Source organism: Pantoea sp. 18069 (assembly GCF_902706035.1).
Lineage (GTDB): Bacteria > Pseudomonadota > Gammaproteobacteria > Burkholderiales > Burkholderiaceae_C > Comamonas.
In genome coordinates this window covers 25,420-45,167 of sequence record NZ_CACSJA010000035.1, presented here as the reverse complement: position 1 = coordinate 45,167, position 19,748 = coordinate 25,420, and the positions used below count along the sequence as shown (strand labels likewise).

Sequence of the window (19,748 nt, the reverse complement as noted above, 5' to 3'; positions counted from 1 at the left end):
CCACGCTGCGGCGGCCATGAAAAAGCCCGGCCGATCGGCCGGGCTTTTTTGTCGCTTGCAAGCGCCCGATCTCACTCGTGGCGCAGTGCCTCGATGGGGTCAAGCCGTGCGGCGCGGCGCGCGGGGAAGTAGCCGAAGACCACGCCTATGCCCGCCGAGAACACGAACGACAGCAGGTTCACGCTCACGTTGAACACATAGGGCACGCCCATCACGCCGGCCAGCACCACCGACGCCAGCGTCGCCAGCGCGATGCCGACCAGGCCGCCGAGCGCCGCGAGCACCACCGCCTCGATCAGGAACTGCAGCAGCACTTCGCGTTCGAGCGCGCCGATCGCCAGCCGCAGCCCGATCTCGCGCGTGCGCTCGGTCACGCTGACCAGCATGATGTTCATGATGCCGATGCCGCCGACCAGCAGGCTCACGCCCGCGACCGCGCCCAGCAGCATGGTCATCACCTTGGTCGTGCCCGACAGTGTGTCGGCGAGCTGCTTGGTGTCGAGAATGTTGAAATTGTCCTCGTCGCCATCGGAGAGCTTGCGCACCTCGCGCAGCAACTGGCGCAGGCTGGCCTTGACGCGCTCGGGCTCGCTGCCGTCGGCCATCGACACCAGCAGCGTATTGATGCGCTTGGAGCCGGTGATGCGCCGCTGCAGCGTGTTCAGCGGCACCAGCACCATGTCGTCCTGGTCGTTGCCGAACGCGCCCTGCCCCTTGGACGCGAACACGCCGATGATCTCGCAGGAGAACTCGCGCACACGCATCAGCTCGCCCATGGGATCGGCATTGCCGAACAATTCACGCCCCACGGTCGCGCCGATGATGCACACTGCCGAGCCCGCACGGATTTCCTCGGCGGTGAACTCGCGGCCCCTGGCCAGTTGCCAATTGCCGGTCTTGAGCCATTCGTTGGTGCTGCCGATCACGCTGCTCGACCAGTTGCGCCCGCCCGCGACCACGGTTGCCGTCGCACGCCCTTCGGCCGCCACCGCATAGATGCCGCCGATCTGCTGGGCGATCGCGTCGACGTCGGTGTCCTTGAACGTCGGCGCGCCGCCGCTGCCCGGGCCCATGCGCTGGCCGGGCCGGATCTGCAGCAGGTTGGTGCCCAGGCCCGAAATCTGGTTTTGCACCGCCAGGGTCGCGCCATTGCCCAGCGTCACCATGGTGATCACCGCGCTCACGCCGATCACGATGCCCAGGATGGTGAGAAAGGAACGCAGCAGGTTGCGCCGGATGGAGCGCAGCGCAAGCAGGATGGAACTCAGAAACATCAGTGCACCTCCGTCGGCAGGGTGAGGCCCTGCTCACGCGCCAGCACCACCGGTGCCGGATTGAGGCTGTCGGTGTCGAGCCGCCCATCGACAAAACGCACGATGCGTCGCGCATAGGCCGCCATGTCGGGCTCGTGCGTGACCATCAGCACCGTGATGCCCTGGTCGGCATTGAGGCGCCACAGGAGCTCCATGATTTCGTTGCTGCGCTGGCTGTCGAGGTTGCCCGTGGGCTCGTCGGCCAGCAGCACCACCGGTTCGGTGACGATGGCGCGCGCGATCGCCACGCGCTGCTGCTGCCCGCCCGAGAGTTCCGAGGGCGTGTGGTGCTCCCAGCCGTTCAGGCCCACGGCCGCGAGCGCCTTCTTCGCCGCCGCATGGCGCTTGGCCGTCGGCTCGCCGCGGTACAGCAGCGGCAGCTCGACGTTTTCCAGCGCCGTGGTCCGCGCCAGCAGGTGAAAGCCCTGGAACACGAAGCCGAAGAACTGGCGCCGCAGCAGCGCGCGCTCGTCGCGCGTGAGCGTCTCGACATGCGCGCCCTTGAACAGGTATTCGCCCGTGGTCGGCCGGTCCAGGCAGCCGAGCATGTTCATCGCCGTCGACTTGCCCGAGCCGCTGGGCCCCATGATGGCGACGAAGTCGCCCTGCGCGATGTCCAGGTCCACGCCCTTGAGCGCCTGGAACGCGAGCCGCCCTTCGCCATAGACCTTGGTGATGTCGCGCAAGCGGATCAGCACCTGCTCACCCGCGGTCGTCATTTCGTGCTCCCGGAACGCTGGTCGGTGATCACCGCCATGCCGGGCTGCAGCGCGTCGCTGCGCACTTCGGTCATGCGGCCATCGCTGATGCCCGTGACCACCTTGACGGCCACGGCCTTGCCGCCTTCGAGCACCCAGACTTCGCGCGGAATCTCGCCGCCTTCGGGCTGGGCGCCGGCAGCGCCCTGGCGGCGCTGGCCGCCGCCGGGCCGTGGGCCGCGCGGCATCAGCTGCGACATGATGCTGCCACCGCCGGCAGCCGCGGGCGCCGCGCCCGGCACGCTGGGCGTGAAGCGCAGCGCGGCGTTGGGCACGAGCAGCACATCCTGGCGCTCGGTCGAAGTGATCGTCGCCGCGGCCGTCATGCCGGGGCGCAGGCTCAGGTCTTCGTTGGCAACGTCGAGCGTGGCGATATAGGTCACCACATTGTCGGTCTTGGTCGAGCCGTAGGCGACGCGCGTGACCAGCGCCGGGTAGCTGCGCGAAGGGTAGGCGCTGACCGTGAACGACGCCTTCTGATCGGGCAGCACGATGCCGACATCGGCTTCGTCGACGTTGACTTCGAGCTTGAGCCGCGACAGGTCCTCGGCCAGCGTGAACAGCGTCACGGCCTGCAGCGAAGCGGCGACCGCATTGCCGGGATCGACGGCGCGCGTCAGCACCACGCCATCGATGGGCGAGGTGATCGAGGCCTTGGACAGGTTGGTTTCGTCCGTGGACAGCGCAGCGCGCGCATCCTGCACCGAAGCCGCGGCGGCCTTTTCATCGGCGACGGCCCGCTCGAACGTGGCCCGGCCGGTGTCGAGTTCGGCCGCCGACGGCACCTTGCCACCGGACAGGCGCGCGACTTCCTCGAGCCGGCCCAGATTCGCGCGCGCTTCCCTGACGGTGGCCTGCGACTGCGCCTGCCGGGCCTGGGCCGACGCCAGCGAGGCGCGCGAGCGCTCCACCTGCGCGCTGAGCTTGGCCGTATCGAGTTCGACCAGCACCTGGTCCTTCTTCACGCGGTCGTTCACGTCCACGCGCACATTGCGCACCGTACCCGACAATTCGCTGCCGATGGTGACCTGGCGCGTGGGCACCAGCGTGCCGTTGGCCGCGACCGTGAGGCGCAGATTGCCGCGCTTGACTTCCTGGCTCACATACTGCGGCAGGGCCCGGGCCGCCTTGACGGACTGCCAATAGGCCAGGCCCGCACCTGCGGCCACGAGCACGGCCACGCCGGCCCACACCGACGTGCGGCGCCACCAGGGGCGCGAAACCGTGGCGCCGAGCAGCGCCTCCTTGCTGGTGATGGCTTGGGATTTGTTGTTCATTTTCGTGATCCGTCGGTAATTCAATTCGTGGCCGGTGCCGCGGCGCTGCTTTCGGTGGCCGTGGGCGTCCAGCCACCGCCGAGCGCCTTGTACAGCCGCACATGGTCGGCCGTGAGCGTGGCTTGGGCGCTCGCCAGGCTGTCCTGCGAGGACAGCTGGGTGCGCTGGGTTTCAAGCACGGTCTGGAAGTCGACGAGGCCGCTGCTGAAACGCTGCTGCGCGAGCAGCGCGGCGTTCTGCGCGGCTTCGGCCGCAATGCGCAGCTGTTCGAGGCGCAGGCCGTCGCCCTGCAGCGCGGCCAGCGCGTCTTCGACTTCCTGCAAGGCGGTGAGCACGGTCGCGGCATAGTTCAGGCGCGACTGCTCGAGAGATGCTTCCTGCACGCGCACCTGCGCGCGCGCCGCGCCGCCATCGAGCAGCGGCACGGAAATGCCCGACAGCAGCGAACCCACGACCGAGCCGCCCTGGGTCAGCGCGCCCAGCGTCAGTGCACGCAGGCCCAGCGAGCCGCCAAGCCGAAAGCTCGGGTAGCGCGCGGCATCGGCCTGCGAGACACGCGCCAAGGACGCGGCCACGCGTGATTCGGCGGCGATCACGTCAGGACGCTGGCGCAGGGTTTCGGCGGGAATCTGGAGTGCCAGCGCATCGGGCGCGCGCGGCACAGCCGCGGGGGCGGCGAGCTGCGCGTCGAGCGCCGCCGGATTCTGGCCCGTGAGCACGGCCAGCGCATGGCGCGTCTGGGCCAGGCTGGCCTCGAGCGCGGGCACCTGGGCCGCGGTCTGCGCGGCGGCGGCACGCGCCTGCTCGGTGGCCAGCGACGTGGTCAGGCCAGCCTGCATGCGCCAGTCGGTGATCTGCAGGGTTTCCTGCTGGCTCGCGAGGTTGCTGCGCGCAATCGCCAGGCGCTGCTGCAGGTTGCGCAGCTCGATGTAGCCCAGCGCCACTTCGGCCGCGAGCGAAACGCGCGCGCCTTCGAGCGTGGCCCGGGCCGTGTTCACGTCGGCGTCGCTGGCCGCGACGCCGCTGGCGATACGGCCAAATACATCGATTTCCCAGCTCGCATCGAGGCCTGCGGAAAAGCTGTTGCCTGTCGCATTGCCCGAGCGCGAGCGCTGCGCCGAGCCCGAACCGTCGAGCGAAGGCGACAGCCCCGCGGCCGTGACGTCACGCTGGGCGCGCGCCTGGCGCAGCGCGGCCTGGGTCGATGCCAGCGAGGGGTTGGCCGCGAGCGCCTGCTCGACCAGTGCGCTGAGCTGGGCATCGCCCAGCCCCTGCCACCAGCGCGCCAGCGATTGGGGATCGGCATCGGGCACATGGACCAGATGGTCCGCGGACCAGGAGGCGGGCACGGTCAGCGCCGGCAAGGCCGTGCCGGGCGGCTGCATCGTGGCGCAGCCGGCGAGCGCGAGCGCGACCAGCGCAGCAGCCAGCGCCGCGGACGGCCGGCGCGCTGCAAGGGGGTTGTTCTGCAAAGTCAGGGTAGGCATGGGAGCCATTGTGCCGCCCGCCTTTGTCAGCCCGGCTTCGGGCGCATGAAGTTTTTGTAAATCGCGCCCGCAGTGCAGCAAATGCAGCCCTGCGGATAATGCCCAGACCATGCATGCCACGAAAGGACTGCCTTGAAGATCGCCGCATTCCGTACCCTGCACACCGTCATCGTGACCGGTTCCCTGGCCAAGGCGTCCCAGGTGCTCAATCTGACACCCAGCGCGCTGAGCATGCAGATGAAGCAGCTCGAAGACTATATGGGCACGGCGCTGTTCGACCGCTCGGGCCAGACCATCAAGCCGGTGCCGCTGGCGCATGAAGTCGCGGCCATCATGGAAGAAGCCCTGGCCAGGGTCGAAGCGCTGCGCGACCGGCCCGACACGCGCGTGCAAGGCACGGTGCGCCTGGGGATCGTCGACACCCTGCTGCCCCTGCTGCTGCCGCGCACGCTCTCGCAGCTGCAACAGCGCCACCCGCTGCTGCATGTGGGCGTGGATCGCGGCAAGAGCCGCGCGCTGATGCAGCGCATACGCTCCGCCGAGCTGGATCTGGCGCTGCTGGCCCTGCCGCCGCAGGAGCCGCAGACCGCCCGCGGCCTGGTATGGCTGCCGCTGCTGCAGCGCGACTTCGTGCTGGTCGCGCCGCGCGCCAGCCAGGAAAAGACCGCGAAGGCGCTGCTCGCCCAGCACCGCCTGATCGGCTATGACCGCGCCACGGTCACCGGCCAGCTGGCCAGCCGCTACCTCGCCGACAAATACGGCCTGCGCAAGCTGGACATGGAGTTCGACAGCATTCCGGCGATCATCTCCATGGTCGGGCTGGGCATGGGCGTGGCGCTGCTGCAGATCGCCGACCCGCGCCTGCTGCAGGCCGACGACGTACAGGTCGTGAAACTGCCCGCCGACGCGCCGCGCCTGCAGTACGCACTGCTGCTGCGCCAGGCCGACCAGGACAAGCGCAACGTGCAGGCCCTGGTCCAGGTGCTGACCGATGTGGCCAGGGACGCCGGCTAGCGCCTACATCAACTCCACGCCCGAAGCCTGGACCGCGAGCTTCCAGCGGTCCAGTTCGGACTGCAGGAAGCTGCGAAACGCCGGCGTCTCCATCTGCAGCAGGTCCATGCCTTCGCGCTCGAGCTGCTCGCGCAAGCCAGGCGCCTGCTGCGCCGCATGGGCCGCGACGCGCAGCGCATCGACGTCCTTCGCGGCCATGCCCGCGGGGCCGAACAAGCCGTACCAGGCGCTGTAGTCAAAGCCGGGCAGCAGATCGGCCACGGGCGGCACCTGTGCCAGCGCGGCCATGCGCGCTGCGCTGGTCACGGCCAGCGCCTTGACGCGGCCCGACTTGATCAGGCCGCCGGCCGCGCCATAGCCGGAAAACACGATGTCCACCTGCCCGGCCATCAGGTCCGTGAGCGCGCCCGAAGTGCCTTTGTAGGGAATGCCCAGCACATCGATCCGGGCCATCTTGCGCAGCATCTCGCCGGCCAGATGGTTGGCGCCGCCCAGGCCAGCGATCGCCACGTTCATGGTGCCGGGCTTGTCCCTGGCCATGGCCACCAGTTCCTGCAGGTTGCGCGCCGGGCACTTGGCCGACACCAGCAAGATGCTGGGCGCGGTGGCAATCGGCACGATGGGCGTGAAGTCGGCGACCGGGTCGAAAGGCAGCTTTTTATACAGCGCCGGGTTGATCACATGGCTGGTATAGCTCAGCAGCAGCGTGCCGCTGTCGGGCGCGGCCTTGGCCACGCCCAGCGCGGCGATATTGCCGCCCGCGCCCGGGCGGTTTTCCACGATCACGGTCCGGGACAGCTGCTTGCCCATTTCCTGCGCCAGCGCGCGTCCCAGGATGTCGGTGCCGCCGCCCGGTGGGGCGCCGACAAGAAGGCGGGTGGCGGCCGCGGTCTGGGCCCAGGCCGGCAGGGCCAGCCCGAAAGCGGCGAGACCCGCATGCTGCAATAAGGTGCGACGTTTCATCGTTGTCTCTCTTTTTTATGATCTGGCGTTGAAATGCACGAAGGCAGCGCCTGCGCAGGCGCGGGCGCTGCGCGGGTCTTCAGGCGACGGCGGCCGTCTCGCGCGCGGGCACCCAGGGCTTGTAGAGCATGCCCAGCGCCTGGGCCTGGCGGCGCTCGTATTCCAGGAAGGCATCGGTGATCGCGCTGCCGCGCACGCCGCCGCGCACCGAGCCTGGCCGCACGTCGTAGAAATAGGCTTCGAACTCGGGCGGCAGGGGCTGCGAGCCCGGCACGGCCAGCCACAGGCGAAACAGGTGGCGCTTGTCGTCGGGCCGCTCATGGTCCTCGAAGTGGGTGCGCGAATGCAGCGTCACATAGTTGTTGAGCAGCTGCAGATCGCCCTGCTCCAGCTCCATCGAATAGCACAGCTGCTCGCTGGGCATCAGAACGTCGAGCAGGTCCAGCGCTTCGGTCTGCGCGGGCGTGAGGCGCGGCACCTCGTCGAAGTCGCGCTGCGCCGCGACGGTGTTCTTGCGGTTGGCGCGCGCGGTGAACGCATGGCCGGGCTTGCTGAAGATCGGGCAGCGGTAGAACGGCGCCTGCGTCGGGTCCTGCGTGCCCTGGTAGCTGTGGTGGAAGTCGGCCTCGAGCACGGCAATCAGGTCGGGCCGCAGCGCCTGCACCTGCTCGCGCAAGGCCATGGAGCTGATGACCTTGCTCATGCCGCCGGACTTGGCCGTGCGCCGGCACAGCAGCGCAACGACATCGCAGGAGTCCTGGTGGAAGTCCAGCTGGGCATTGGTGTTGTAGCCGCGCCCGCCCTTGACCTTGTAGTCGCCGCCGACGTCGCGCACGTCGTTGATGATTTCGCTGGCCTTGTTCTGCGTGCGGCCCACGCCCAGGTACAGGCCCATGCCCCAATAGGCCAGCCGGCAGTCATCCTCCGTCCAGCGGTCCACCGGAAAGCCCTTGATCAGGCACATGCCCCAGCGGCCTTGCGTGGTTGCCAGTGCGCGCTGCAGCGCGTTGCGCGCCGCCGGCGGCAGCGGAAAGTCCTGCTGCTGCATGGCCAGCAGCGGCTTGGGGTGGCGCCTGGCATGCGCCAGGGCCTGGTCGAAGCCTTCCACTTCCTCGGCGCTCAGGCGCTGTACCCAGCCCAGGTCGCGCTGCACGTCCTGCGCGTACCAGGGCATGGGGCGGTTGCGTGTCTCGTTCATAGCTCTTGTCTCCTTCGTTTCGGGCACTTTCCCCGATGGCGAAGACCAGTCTATGTTTTTGACTCACATCAATAAATCGAAATATTCTTCATCCATACATCAAATAAATTGACTTCATGGCACGCGCCCTCGCACTCCCCGTGAAAAGCGCCAGGGCATGCGCAGCCAGCGCCGGGCCTGCGCCACGCACGAAGCTGCGCAGCGGGTGCGCGGGACAGAGGCTGGAAATAGGGTGGAACGCGGCGCGCCAGCGCGCCCGCGTTCAGGCCAGCGAATCGAGCGGCCAGCGCGGCTTCACATCGAATGCATAGTGGGCCACGGGCTGCTCGCGGCCCGACTGGATGCGCATCGCCGCGGCCATGGCGATCATCGCGCCGTTGTCGGTGCACAGGTGCAGCTCTGGATAGTGAACGCGCACTTTCATCTTCGCACAGGCCGCATTGAGCTGGGCGCGCAGCAGGCGGTTCGCGCCCACGCCGCCGGCCACGACCACGCGCTGCATGCCGGTCTGCTTGAGCGCGGCCAGGGTCTTCTTGACCAGCACGTCGACGATAGCGGCCTCGGTGCTCGCGGCCAGATCGGCCTTGCGCGCGGGCAGTTCGTCGCCGAGCTTCCTGGCCTGGGTCAGCACTGCGGTCTTGAGGCCCGCGAACGAAAAATCGAGATCGCCGCTGTGCAGCAACGGCCGCGGCAGCTTGAACGCCTGCGGGTCGCCTTCAAGCGCCAGTTTCGACAGCGCCGGCCCGCCGGGATAACCCAGGCCCATCAGCTTGGCCGATTTGTCAAAGGCTTCGCCGGCGGCATCGTCAATGGTCTCGCCGAGGATTTCATAGGCACCGACGCCGTCGACGCGCATCAGCTGCGTGTGGCCGCCCGACACCAGCAGCGCGATGAACGGAAACGTCGGCGGGTCCGCGCTGAGGAAGGGCGACAGCAGATGGCCTTCGAGGTGGTGAATGCCCAGCACCGGTTTGTCCAGCGCCGCGCCGAGCGCGCAGGCCACGCCCGCGCCGACCAGCAGCGCGCCGGCCAGGCCCGGGCCGCGCGTGAAGGCCACGACGTCGACATCGGCGAGCTGCTGGCCCGACTCGGCCAGCACGGCCTCGGTCAGCGGCAGCACGCGGCGGATATGGTCGCGGCTGGCCAGCTCGGGCACCACGCCACCATAGGCCTGGTGCATTTCGATCTGGCTGTGCAGGGCGTGCGACAGCAGCGTGGGCACGGCCCCGCCTTCCGACAGGTCCTGCAGGCGCACCAACGCCACGCCGGTTTCATCGCACGAAGATTCAATACCCAGTATCAGCAAGCTCATGGGCTGAAGTGTAGAACCCCTTGGGGCCGCCGCGCGCCCGCGCGCGCAAATGGCCCTGCGCCGCCTGCGCTCAGCCGCGCTGGCCGGAAATGTAGTGCTCGAGCTGGTCGATGGTGAACTGCTGCTCCGAAATGATGGCCTTGACCAGATCGCCGATCGAGACCAGGCCGATCAACTGGTTTTGCGCATCGAGCACCGGCAGATGGCGGATGCGCTGGCGTGTCATCAGCGCCATGCACTCCTCGCAGGTCTGCGCCGCATCGACGCAGTGCACCGCCGCCGTCATCACTTCGCGCACCGACGTGGTTGCCGAGTTGCGGCCCTGCAACACGATCTTGCGCGCATAGTCGCGCTCGGTGACGATGCCGGCGATATGACCGGATTGCGCGCCGTCCAGCACCATCAACGCACCGATGCGGTGCTCGGCCATGCGCTGCAATGCGTCGAGCATGGAATCGTCGGGGCTCACGGAATGCACTTCGGCGCTCCCCTTGGCCCGCAGGATGTCTGCGACAGTCGTCATACCTGGCTCCTGAAGTCGAACAAGCATGACCAGTGTCGGCGCAGCCGGGCGGCAATGCAATAACCAAAACCGCTCAACCGACAAAAAAGCCTGCCGCGCAGCCCGCCCGCCTCACCGGGCCCGCAGGCCGCCTTCAGCGCCGGCCGCCGAGAAAACCCGCGCCGAGCTTGAACAGGTCGCCCATGTCGAGCTTGCCGTCACCGTTCTGGTCGAGCAGCCCGGAGAGCAGGTCGCCCGCGGCACCGCCCTGCTGCTGTACCTGGGCTTTTTCCTGGCCCAGCAACTGGCCCAGACCGCCGGCATCCAGCCCACCCGCCTGCACGCGCTTGGCGAGGAAAGCCATCACGATGGGCGCAAGAATCTGCAGCAGCTGGCCCGCATTGGCGCCCAGCCCCGTGGCCTGCGCCAGGCCGGACTCGGCCTGCTGCTGCTTGCCACCAAAGATATGGCCCAGGATGGACGCGCCGTCGGGCGCCTGCGCCTGGCCACCACCGCCGCCGCCCAGCAGGCCGCCGAGCACGCCGCCCAGCATGTCACCCAGGCCATTGCCCGAGGCCGCGCCCGCATGGTTGCGCTGCAGCGCGCCGAACAAGGCCATCGCGCCCTGGGGCTGGGTCGCGTTGCTGCCCAGCGCGCCCAGCAGCATGGGCAAGGCCGTGCTCACGGCCTGTTCGGTTTGCGCGCTGCCCATGCCCAGCTGCTGCGCCATGCTTTGCATGGGCGCGCCCTGGAGCTGGCTCAGCAGTTCGTTGGTCAAGGAGTTCGAGGAATTCATGGTGCGGTCCTTCGCGCCATGCCCAACGGCCCGGCGCACGTTTCAACAAAAAAGAGATCTTCAGCGGCATGGTATGCGCAAAACCGCGGGGGAAAAGCCCTGCCCCGACAACCCATGGCGTCAAGTGGAATTGTTCACAATTCGCGCGCCCCACGAGGCCTCGTTTCTTGCGCGAATTGTCTGACGAAGTGCTTCTCGCAATACCTATCCTAAAACCGGCGCGGCGCTGAATCTTTGCGACCCTCTGGGGGTTCAGCATGGTGCATAGGCTTGTGAGGTGCGGCCATGAACCAGCATTTTTACCGCGTCATTTTCAACCGGGCGCGCGGCCTGCGGATGGTCGTTCAGGAGACGGCCACCGGCCGCCATGGTGCCCCGTCCGCGAGAGGCCGTTCAGCGGTCGTTGCCGTATGCGCCCTGCTCGCCGCGCCGGGCGGCCTTGCGCAGATCATCGCCGACCCGACAGCGCCAGGCCGCGAGCGCCCCATGGTGCTGAAGTCGGCGAACGGCACGCCGACCGTTCAGATCCAGACCCCTTCCGCGGCCGGCGTGAGCCGCAACCGCTACCAGCAGTTCGACATCGGCCAGCAGGGCGAGCGGGGCGCCATCCTCAACAACAGCCGCGCGGCCGTGCAAAGCCAGATCGGCGGCTGGGTGCCGGGCAATCCCTGGCTGGCAAAAGGCAGCGCCAGGGTCATCGTCAATGAAGTCCGGTCGGCGGCCCAGTCGCGGCTCGCGGGCGCGCTCGAAGTCGCGGGGCAGCGCGCCGACGTCATCATCGCCAACCCTTCAGGCCTGGTCGTCAACGGGCTGTCGCTGATCAATGCAGCAGGCGTGACCCTGACCACGGGTGCGCCGCGCCATGGGGCCAACGGCAGTCTCGACGGGTTCAGCGTGCGCGGCGGTGCCATCCATCTCGAAGGCCAGGGGCTCGATGCCAGCCAGGCCAACTATGCGCAGGTGCTGGCCCGGGCGGTCACGCTCAATGCGGGCCTCTGGGCCCAGGATCTGCGCGTGGTCACGGGGGCCAATGAAATCGCGGCGGACGGCCAATGGCAGTCCGGCGCCGCGAACGGCGCGCAGCACCAACCGCAGTTTGCACTGGACGTCGCGCACCTGGGCGGCATGTATGCGCACAAGATCACGCTCGTAGGCACCGAGGCCGGGCTGGGCGTACGCAATGCAGGCACGCTCGCAGCCACGGTGGGCCACCTGACGCTGTCGGCCAATGGCCAGCTGAGCAACACCGGCGTAATCGCGAGCCAGGGCGCTGGCGCAGACCTTGATCTCTCGGCACAAGGCATGGCCAACAGCGGCACGCTGACCAGCCAGCGCGATACGATTCTCACTGACGGGGGAAAAAAAACCGTCAACGCCGGAATGATCGCGGCGGGCCGCCAATTGCTCGCACAGGCGGGACAGCTGAACAACCAGGAAGCGGGCACGCTGACCGCCCAGCGCCTGGAACTCACCGCCGCACGCATGGTCAACGCGGGCCAGATCGCCCAGACCGGCCAGCAAGCGCTGGAGATCAACAGCTTCGCAGTGTCCAATACGGGCGAAAAAGCCGTGCTGGGCCTGCCTGCGCCACAAGCCGCAGCGCCAGCACCTGCGGATGGCGCTGCGCCCGGGCAGCCGGCAGTGGCGACTGAAGCACTGCGCCGCGGCAGGATTTACACCACGGAGCGTCTGGACAACACCGGCCAGTTGCTTGCCAACGGGGCGACCGACGTCAAAGCCATTCGTTCCTTTGTCAACCGCGCGGCAGCGAACCTGCGCGAGCTGCACAGCGAAGACCTGCTCGATAACCGCAAGGGCGTATTGCAGCTGCAGCGTCTGACGGGCGCGCAGATGTCCGTGCTGAACGCCGAAGGCTCGATTTTCGTCGCGACCGATCTGCGCCTGGTGGCCCGCCATATCGACAACACCCACGGAGCCCTGCGCAGTGCGCAATCCCTGTCCGCCGAGGCGCGCACGGTCACCAATGACGCCGGCACGCTCAGCGCTGCCGCAGACCTGACCCTCCACGCGCAGCAACTGGAAAACAACCGCAGCGCTCACCTCGTGAGCCATGGCGGCAACGTGCGCCTGATCATTGCAAAGACGCTGAACAATCAGCGGGCGCGGATTGCGGCCGGCCAGGGCCTGCACATCGAAAGCGGTACGCTGAACAACAGGGGGGGCACCCTGCAGACCACGGGCACCCGGAGTCCTTTGCACGTCAACAGCAGCGCAGGCATTGACAACAGCGCCGGCGGACTGATTCAGTCCAGCGGTGACCTGCAGCTTTTTGCCGCAACCGCGCCCATCAACAACACGGGCGCAGCGATCGTGGCCCGACGGGATCTGCTGATCCAAAGCAGCGGGCTGGTCGATAACAGCCAGGGCCGTCTGCAGGCTGGCAACGCGCTCTCTGTGCGCGATTCCGGCGTGGCGGCCGGCGCTGCGCTCGACAAATCCACGCAAACGCTGTCCAACCAGGGTGGGGCGCTGTTTTCCGCCAACACCTTGCATATCCGGAATCAGGCCTTCACAGGTGCCGGCCGCCTCGATGCGCTGGGTGACTTGACGCTGGAACTGGCCAACGACCTCCTACCCCAGGGGACGATGGCGGCCAACGGCAAGCTGCGGGTTGAAACCGCTGGACAGTTGATCAATCAGGGCCAGTTGCTCGGGGGCACGGGCACAGAGATCGTGGGCACGCGGATCGACAACCAGCATGGCGCGGAAATCAGCGCCGGACAGAACACCACGACCGTGCGGGCAAGCCAGGACATTAGCAATCGCGGCCTGATCGACGGCCAGGACACGCGCCTCGATGCCGACGCCGTGAACAATATCGGCACGGGCCGGATCTATGGCGACCATTTGTCCATTGCCGCCCAGCGGCTTGAAAACCGCCTGGAACATGTTGCCGACACCACTCCCATCATCGCCGCGCGCCAGGCGCTGGATCTGGGCGTGCCGGTGGTTGTCAATCAAGGTGGCGCAACGCTGCAAAGCCTAGGTGACATGCGGCTGGGAGAAAGCCTGGACGCCGACCGGCGTGCCACGGGGCAGGGTCAGCGCCTGGACAACATCGGCGCGCACGTCGATGCGCAGGGCGATATGCAGCTCGATATGCGCGACATCAACAACCTCAATGCAGGTTTGGAAATTGCGTCCTTGGCGGATGTGGAGAACAAGGCCGGGGAAGACCTGATTGCCCTCTTGGGCAAGGAGCCCGAGAGCGCATCGCTCTACAGGGAAGTGCAGCCGGGCACGTTCGTGCCTTATTCCGCAAGCAAGGGGGGATTCATCGAAAAAGCGGGCATTCCCGGCTCGTATTCAGACGGGCGGATGTTCAAGCCCGTACATCCCGACAAATTCCTGAGCACCCTGCCCGCGGCTTTCATCGCCACCGAAACGCCCAGCAAATATGGCGAGGATTTCCCCAAAGATATTCATCTGCAGCTGGAGCCCGAAGGCTCGGCGCGCTTTGCCGCGTTCGGCATTGCGCTGCCCAAGAACTACACCGCCACCGCGCCCGCTCCCTGGAAGTTTGGCGCCCTCCTCAACGACGCTGGCGGCGTCGAATGGAACCACGGCTCGGACAGAAAGGCTTTCGATGCGGCCCTGGTTTCCTATCAGGAGTCCATTGAAGCGGCGAAGCAGCTCAACGCCGCCATTCTGGCCATCGTTGAGAAGAACAACCAGACCCTGGACAACTCGCGCATATACACAAGGATTTCCAATGTCGCCCAAACCGTTTACCGGGATAGGGTCACAGAGACGAAAAGTGCACGCATCGAGGCCGGCGGCGGAATAAGACTCACCGGCCAATTGAACAATGTCGATTCCACTGTCACTGCGGGTCAAGCCATCGAGGGCACAAAGAAACCCAACAACCAGGCCACGCCCGGAAACGAGAAAACACTGACCTACGGCGATGCCATACGCTACCAATGGGAGCACAGCGGCGGATTCCATGACAGGCAACGGCGGCACGCCTCGCAACCAACGCCCTATACCCACACCGCCCACACCAGCTTTGACCTCCCCACCGTGGTCTTCAAGGAGTACCACCCCCGGGGAGCGGCCATGCCCCTGGACGCCCACCCCAACGCCGGCCACCACGCACAGCGTCCAACCCCCGTGGTGCGCACGCACGACACCGAATCCGGCCAGATCGCCCGAACACTCGAGGCGGGTGCAGCCTTGCCGCAAAGCGCCCTGTATGTGCTCAACCCGGCAAGCGCCAACCAACCGCTGGTCGAAACCGATTCCGCATTCACCCGAGGCCGGCAATGGACCGCCTCGGATCGGATGCTCGAGGCATTTGATCCCGAGCTGCTGCAAAAGCGGCTGGGCGACGGCTTCTACGAGCAGCAGTTGGTCCAGCAACAGGTGGGGCAACTCACAGGCCGGCGCTTTCTCGGCGACTACAGCAGCAACGATGCGCAATACCAGGCGCTGCTGCAAAGCGGCGCGACCTTTGCCAAGGCCCATGGCTTGCGCCCCGGCGTGGCGCTCAGCGCCGCACAGATGGCCAAGCTCACCAGCGATATGGTCTGGCTCGTGGAGCAAAAGCTCACCCTGCCCGATGGCTCGGTGCAAACCGTGCTCGCCCCCCAGGTCTATGTGCTTGCCCGGCCGGGCGACCTCGATGTCCAGGGCGGCCTGATCAGCGCAGACGAGATCGTCTTCGACACCGACCAGGATGCATACAACAGCGCCACCATTGCCGGCCGGCGACTGGTGAAGATCACCGCCCATGACATCAACAACGTGGCGGGCAACATTTCCGGCCAGCGCATCGGCCTGCATGCCAGGCGCGATATCAATGTGGAGGGCGGAACCATCTCGGCCACCGAGGCCCTGTTGGCGCATGCCGACCGGGATATCAACGCGGCCTCGACCACGCGCAGCACGCCGGACGGCAAGAACACCGTGGTCGACCAGGTTGCGGCATTTGCGCTCCTGCCTGAACAAAGTGAAAGCCCAGCCGCGCCCGGCCAAGGCGCAGGAGGCAGCCCCGCCCCGTCCGGCTTGCATCTGTCCGCCGGCAGAGACATCAACCTGCAGGCCACGCAGATCTGGAATGCGGTCGAAGGCAGCGAGACCTCCGTTGTCGCGAAGCGCAATGTCCACCTTGGCACCGTCACCACCTCCTACGACCACGGCGTGACCTGGGACCCGAAAAACCATTTGCTCCTCAGCGGCAGCAAGGAAGTCGGCACGGAAATCTATACCAGGGGCCTCACGCAGATCCTCGCGGATCAGGACATCAGCGCGCGCGCCGCACAGGTTCAAAGTACAGAGCACCTGGAAGTCAAGGCGGTCGGCAGCGTGCGCATCGGTGCCGGCCAGGCCACAAGTTCACTCGATGACGCCTACTTCACCCGGCGCTCGAGCTTGCTGAGTTCCAGCAGCACCACCGCTGCGCATCAGACGCAAGCCACCGAGGCGCTGGCCAGCAACTTCGGCGGCAAGACGGTTCGCATCCATTCAGGCGAGGACATCGACATCACCGGCAGCAATGTGCTCTCGGACATGCACACCCGACTGGAGGCCAAGCGCAATATCAGCATCCTCGCGGCCCCCGAAACTTCCAGCCAGCAAAGCCGGCACCAAAGCACGCGCAGCGGAGTGTTCGGTAGCGGCGGACTGGGCTTCACGATAGGCAGCCAGCGCCAGAGCACCGAACAGAGCGTGCAGCGCACGGCCAGTGCGCCGTCGACCGTTGGCAGTCTCCAGGGCAATGTCGACATCATTCCTGGCAATGCCTATCGCCAGATTGGCAGCAACACCTTCGCGCCCGCAGGTGATATCAACGTGCTGGCCAAGACCATCCAGATCACCGGCAGCCCCGAGACCGAGCAGGGCAGCGCGCGCAGCCGCTTCAGGCAAAGCGGCCTGAGCCTCTCGCTGTCCTCTCCCCTGATAGGCATGGCGCAAACCGCGTCCAGCCTGGCCGATGCAGCCAGCAAGACCAGCGACGGCCGCATGCAGGCGCTCGCCGCCGGCGCGGCCGCGCTCAATGTCTATACCCAGCAGGACGCACTCCAAGGGCTGGCCACAGGCGAAGTGAAGGACCTGGGCTTGCGCCTCGACCTTGCGCTGGGCTCGAGCAAAAGCCAAAGTGATAGCGCCTGGTCCCGCAGCACCTTGCGCCCGAGCCAGGTGCTGGCCGCAGGCAATGTGAACCTGATTGCCACCGGCGCAGGCGAGCAGAGCAACCTCCTGATCCAGGACAGCGATGTCCATGCGGGCAAGGTGGCAACGCTGTTTGCCGACAACCGGGTCAGTTTGCTGACCACGCCTGAAACACGCAGCGAATCGGGCGCCAGCAGCAGCAGGAGCGCGGGCCTTGGCCTGTCGTTGGGCGCCACGGGCCCCGCCATCGGCGCCAGTGCCAGCGCCGGCAAGGGCCGCGCCCATGGCGAAGAACAGGGGCACAGAAAAACCCGTGTCACCGGCGGCGAGGGGGTGAACTTCCATTCCGGCGGCGACACGGTGATACGCGAGGCAGTCATCAGCGGCCCCAAGGTGAGCGGCTATGTGGGCGGCGATCTGAAAATCGAAAGCCTGCAGGGCACCAGCCGTTTTGACGGCAGGCAAAGCAGCTTGGCCGGCTCGGGCGTGCTCGGCTTCGGCCATGCCGCAGCAAGCGCCGGCTACAGCACCAGCCGCGCCCGGGGCGATTTCGCCAGCACCACCGAACCCAGCGGCATCCAGTCGGGAGACGGCGGCTTTGACATTGAAGTCAAGGGCAATACCGACCTCAAGGGCGGAGTGATCGCCAGCACCCAGGCTGCCATAGACCACCACCGCAACCGCCTCGAAACCCGCACGCTGACCCACGGCGATATCGAAAACCGCAGCGACTTCGAGGCCAGCGGCCTCAACCTCTCGGGCGGCTTCACGACGAGCGGCCAGAAACAGGGCCAGTCCACCGGCAGCGACACCGTCACCGATCCCGCCCGGTGGTCATCGCAAAACCAGGGCAGGCCAGGCGCGGGCGCCGCCGCCGCCGGCGTCAGTCGCGACAGCGCAAGCGAACGCAGCATCACACGCAGCGGCATCAGCCCCGGCCAACTCACCATCACCGACGACGCCGCCCAACAAGCCAAGACCGGCCAGACCGCCGCCGAAGCCGTGGCCAGCATCAACCGCGATGTACGCACCGGGGATCCAAGCCCGGGGCTTACCAGGAAGTGGGATGGGCAGAGGTTGATACAGGAGCAGGCGGCCAATGCGCAGATCGCGGCCTCTTTTGGGCAGCAGGCGAGCCGAGCGATTGGTCAATATGCACAGCAGCAGATGGCCACGGCGGCGGATTTGCGCCAGCAGGCGCAGCTAGAACCAGCGCGCGCGGCTGAACTCAACGCACAAGCACAAGGCATTGAGAAAAACTGGGGCAGCGAGGGCGTGGTGCGCGTGCTGGCGCACGGCGTGATCGGCGGACTCACGGGGGGAACCCCAGGCGCGGCCGGTGCTATTTCGGGCACTCTTACAGTGCCGCTTGTAGCCAATGCACTGCGCGAAAACGATATTCCAGCCCCGTTGGTCGATGTCTTGACTGCATTGGCGAGCACTGCCGCTGGAGCGTTGACTGGCGGGGCTGCGGGGGCTTCTGCTGCATTTAACGAGGCCACAAACAATTTTCTTCCGCACGCTGAACGAAGACTACTGTATAAATCCCTGAAAAGCTGCTACGCCGAGGGTGACATATCGGCCTGCGAGACAGCAGCGGCGCTCAATAAAAAAGACCAGTTAAGCAACCGACTGCTTGCCAATGCTGTCGCTACTTGCAAGGGGAGTAAGTGCAACGAGGTCAGCAACCATATTCAATCTCAGTTGCACGAGCTGGGATGTCCAGTTCCGAATGTATGCAAGGATGCTGGCCCACTTTACAAATATTGGGCAGTAACGCAGAGCAAAGCCCAAGGTGATACGCATATTTATCCAGAATCATGGCTACTGGATGCAAAAGCAATTCTAGACATAGGAAAATTTGGCGTAAAGATTCTTCTTCAACCTAGCCAAGCAGCAGGACCTGTCGAAAGCTTAAAAGCGTTAGAGCAACTTACCGCGACCAAAAACATCCATCGCACTGGAACACGGGCTGACATTCCCACAGCATTTTCGACAAGCAAGTCAGAATTAAACACCCGTGTTGACGACGGCCTGCAGTATATTCAATACCAATACTCCAACACATGGATTTACCCAGAGAATTCTGGATTCATTGGAAACACAACCAAGAAAATTCTACCAATCGGCACCAAGCTAGATAGAGTAGGAAAGCCAACAGGCAGGTTCTTAGCTCCCGCCGGCACCCTATATGAGGCCAGATCACTGCCTCCTGGATCCGGCGGATTACCAGCTTACACTTATGAAGTCATCAAACCCTTACCGGTAATTGAAGGACGAGTATCGCCTGCATTTGGTCAAGCAGGGGGTGGGCTACAGATAATACCGGACCTAGGAATCGAAGCGAACATCAACTGGCTAATGAAAAATAAATATATAAGGATTTCAGAATGAAAACCATCAATGAAATACAAAAAATTATTATAGAAATTGGGAAAATAATCAATTCCCCAAAAGAATTATTAACTGTTTTCAACAGCCCGCAACCAGATGGAACGCCATACATAAATACCAACAACAACCAGTACCACTACATAATAGAGGAGCGGGGAAATATTTTCCAGAAAAAATCTACCGACAGTCTTGACCTGTTAATCTACTGGATAGTAAGCGACATCGTATTCGACATTTCCGTTGAATACGAGCTAAACCATAGGAAAGAAAACAAAGATAGCAGAAGATTAATATTCGAACATGAACTTCATCTATTCAAAAAAATAAATAATGCATGGTACGAAAAGAGAAAAAAAGAAATAGAAATTACGCTAATCAACGCACCATACGAAGATATCTAGAAGAAAATTAACAAAATATAGAATCTTATTCGTAAGAATTCAAAGATCGATAGCCACTCAACAAGCAGGATCTACCCTCAAGCAACTCCCCTAGTAGCAAGGTACACACGCGCTTCAGCCCCCCCGGAGTCCTAGCGACGAGACACGAGTTGAGCATGCAGCGCCACACGACCAGTGAATCCCCTGAGCATCCTCACT

12 protein-coding genes are annotated in these 19,748 nt (G+C 65.3%); 3 read left to right on the top strand and 9 right to left on the bottom strand.

All coding sequences use genetic code 11. The annotated features are described in order from the left end of the window. Positions 1–71: 71 nt before the first annotated feature. The 4 genes from GVL12_RS21135 to GVL12_RS21120 are packed head-to-tail and all read right to left on the bottom strand — an operon-like array spanning position 72 to position 4,835. Complete coding sequence (locus GVL12_RS21135) at positions 72–1,274, bottom strand: ABC transporter permease (protein ID WP_159917535.1); 1,203 nt, start codon at positions 1,272–1,274, stop codon at positions 72–74. After that, positions 1,274–2,032 carry an ABC transporter ATP-binding protein gene (locus GVL12_RS21130; protein ID WP_159917534.1) on the bottom strand — a complete coding sequence of 253 codons (759 nt, stop codon included), beginning with the start codon at positions 2,030–2,032 and terminating at the stop codon, positions 1,274–1,276. Before GVL12_RS21130 ends, GVL12_RS21135 begins: the two co-directional genes overlap by 1 nt. Further along, the gene (locus tag GVL12_RS21125) at positions 2,029–3,348 is read right to left on the bottom strand and encodes an efflux RND transporter periplasmic adaptor subunit (RefSeq protein ID WP_159917533.1); all 1,320 of its coding nucleotides are present in this window, start codon (positions 3,346–3,348) and stop codon (positions 2,029–2,031) included. Before GVL12_RS21125 ends, GVL12_RS21130 begins: the two co-directional genes overlap by 4 nt. Positions 3,349–3,368: 20 nt before the next feature. Beyond that, on the bottom strand, positions 3,369–4,835 hold the full coding sequence (locus tag GVL12_RS21120) for an efflux transporter outer membrane subunit (RefSeq protein WP_159917532.1): 1,467 nt from the start codon (positions 4,833–4,835) through the stop codon (positions 3,369–3,371). A gap of 132 nt (positions 4,836–4,967) precedes the next feature. On the opposite strand from GVL12_RS21120, the gene GVL12_RS21115 reads away from it, so the two are divergent. Then, on the top strand, positions 4,968–5,849 hold the full coding sequence (locus GVL12_RS21115; RefSeq protein WP_159917531.1) for a LysR family transcriptional regulator: 882 nt from the start codon (positions 4,968–4,970) through the stop codon (positions 5,847–5,849). A 3-nt stretch (positions 5,850–5,852) separates the two neighbouring features. Here the strand turns inward: GVL12_RS21115 and GVL12_RS21110 are convergent, their stop codons facing one another. The 5 genes from GVL12_RS21110 to GVL12_RS21090 all read right to left on the bottom strand — a co-directional run bounded on the left by GVL12_RS21110 (position 5,853) and on the right by GVL12_RS21090 (position 10,620). Further along, positions 5,853–6,812 carry a tripartite tricarboxylate transporter substrate binding protein gene (locus GVL12_RS21110; protein ID WP_159917530.1) on the bottom strand — a complete coding sequence of 320 codons (960 nt, stop codon included), beginning with the start codon at positions 6,810–6,812 and terminating at the stop codon, positions 5,853–5,855. Positions 6,813–6,891: 79 nt separating this feature from the next. Further along, entirely contained in the window at positions 6,892–8,010 is a 1,119-nt protein-coding gene (locus GVL12_RS21105; RefSeq protein ID WP_159917529.1) for a TauD/TfdA family dioxygenase, read from the bottom strand. A 262-nt stretch (positions 8,011–8,272) separates the two neighbouring features. Then, positions 8,273–9,322: a tRNA (adenosine(37)-N6)-threonylcarbamoyltransferase complex transferase subunit TsaD gene (tsaD, locus tag GVL12_RS21100; protein WP_159917528.1), complete on the bottom strand. Its 1,050-nt coding sequence runs from the start codon at positions 9,320–9,322 to the stop codon at positions 8,273–8,275. Positions 9,323–9,392: 70 nt separating this feature from the next. Beyond that, entirely contained in the window at positions 9,393–9,845 is a 453-nt protein-coding gene (locus tag GVL12_RS21095) for a CBS domain-containing protein (protein WP_159917527.1), read from the bottom strand. A 133-nt stretch (positions 9,846–9,978) separates the two neighbouring features. Then, positions 9,979–10,620 (bottom strand): DUF937 domain-containing protein, encoded by a 642-nt coding sequence (locus tag GVL12_RS21090; RefSeq protein WP_159917526.1) that lies wholly within the window; start codon positions 10,618–10,620, stop codon positions 9,979–9,981. 285 nt (positions 10,621–10,905) lie between these two features. On the opposite strand from GVL12_RS21090, the gene GVL12_RS21085 reads away from it, so the two are divergent. Both GVL12_RS21085 and GVL12_RS21080 read left to right on the top strand, forming a co-directional pair. After that, positions 10,906–19,149 (top strand): hemagglutinin repeat-containing protein, encoded by an 8,244-nt coding sequence (locus GVL12_RS21085; RefSeq protein WP_159917525.1) that lies wholly within the window; start codon positions 10,906–10,908, stop codon positions 19,147–19,149. Continuing rightward, positions 19,146–19,550 (top strand): Imm63 family immunity protein, encoded by a 405-nt coding sequence (locus tag GVL12_RS21080; protein ID WP_159917524.1) that lies wholly within the window; start codon positions 19,146–19,148, stop codon positions 19,548–19,550. Before GVL12_RS21085 ends, GVL12_RS21080 begins: the two co-directional genes overlap by 4 nt. Positions 19,551–19,748: the final 198 nt, after the last annotated feature.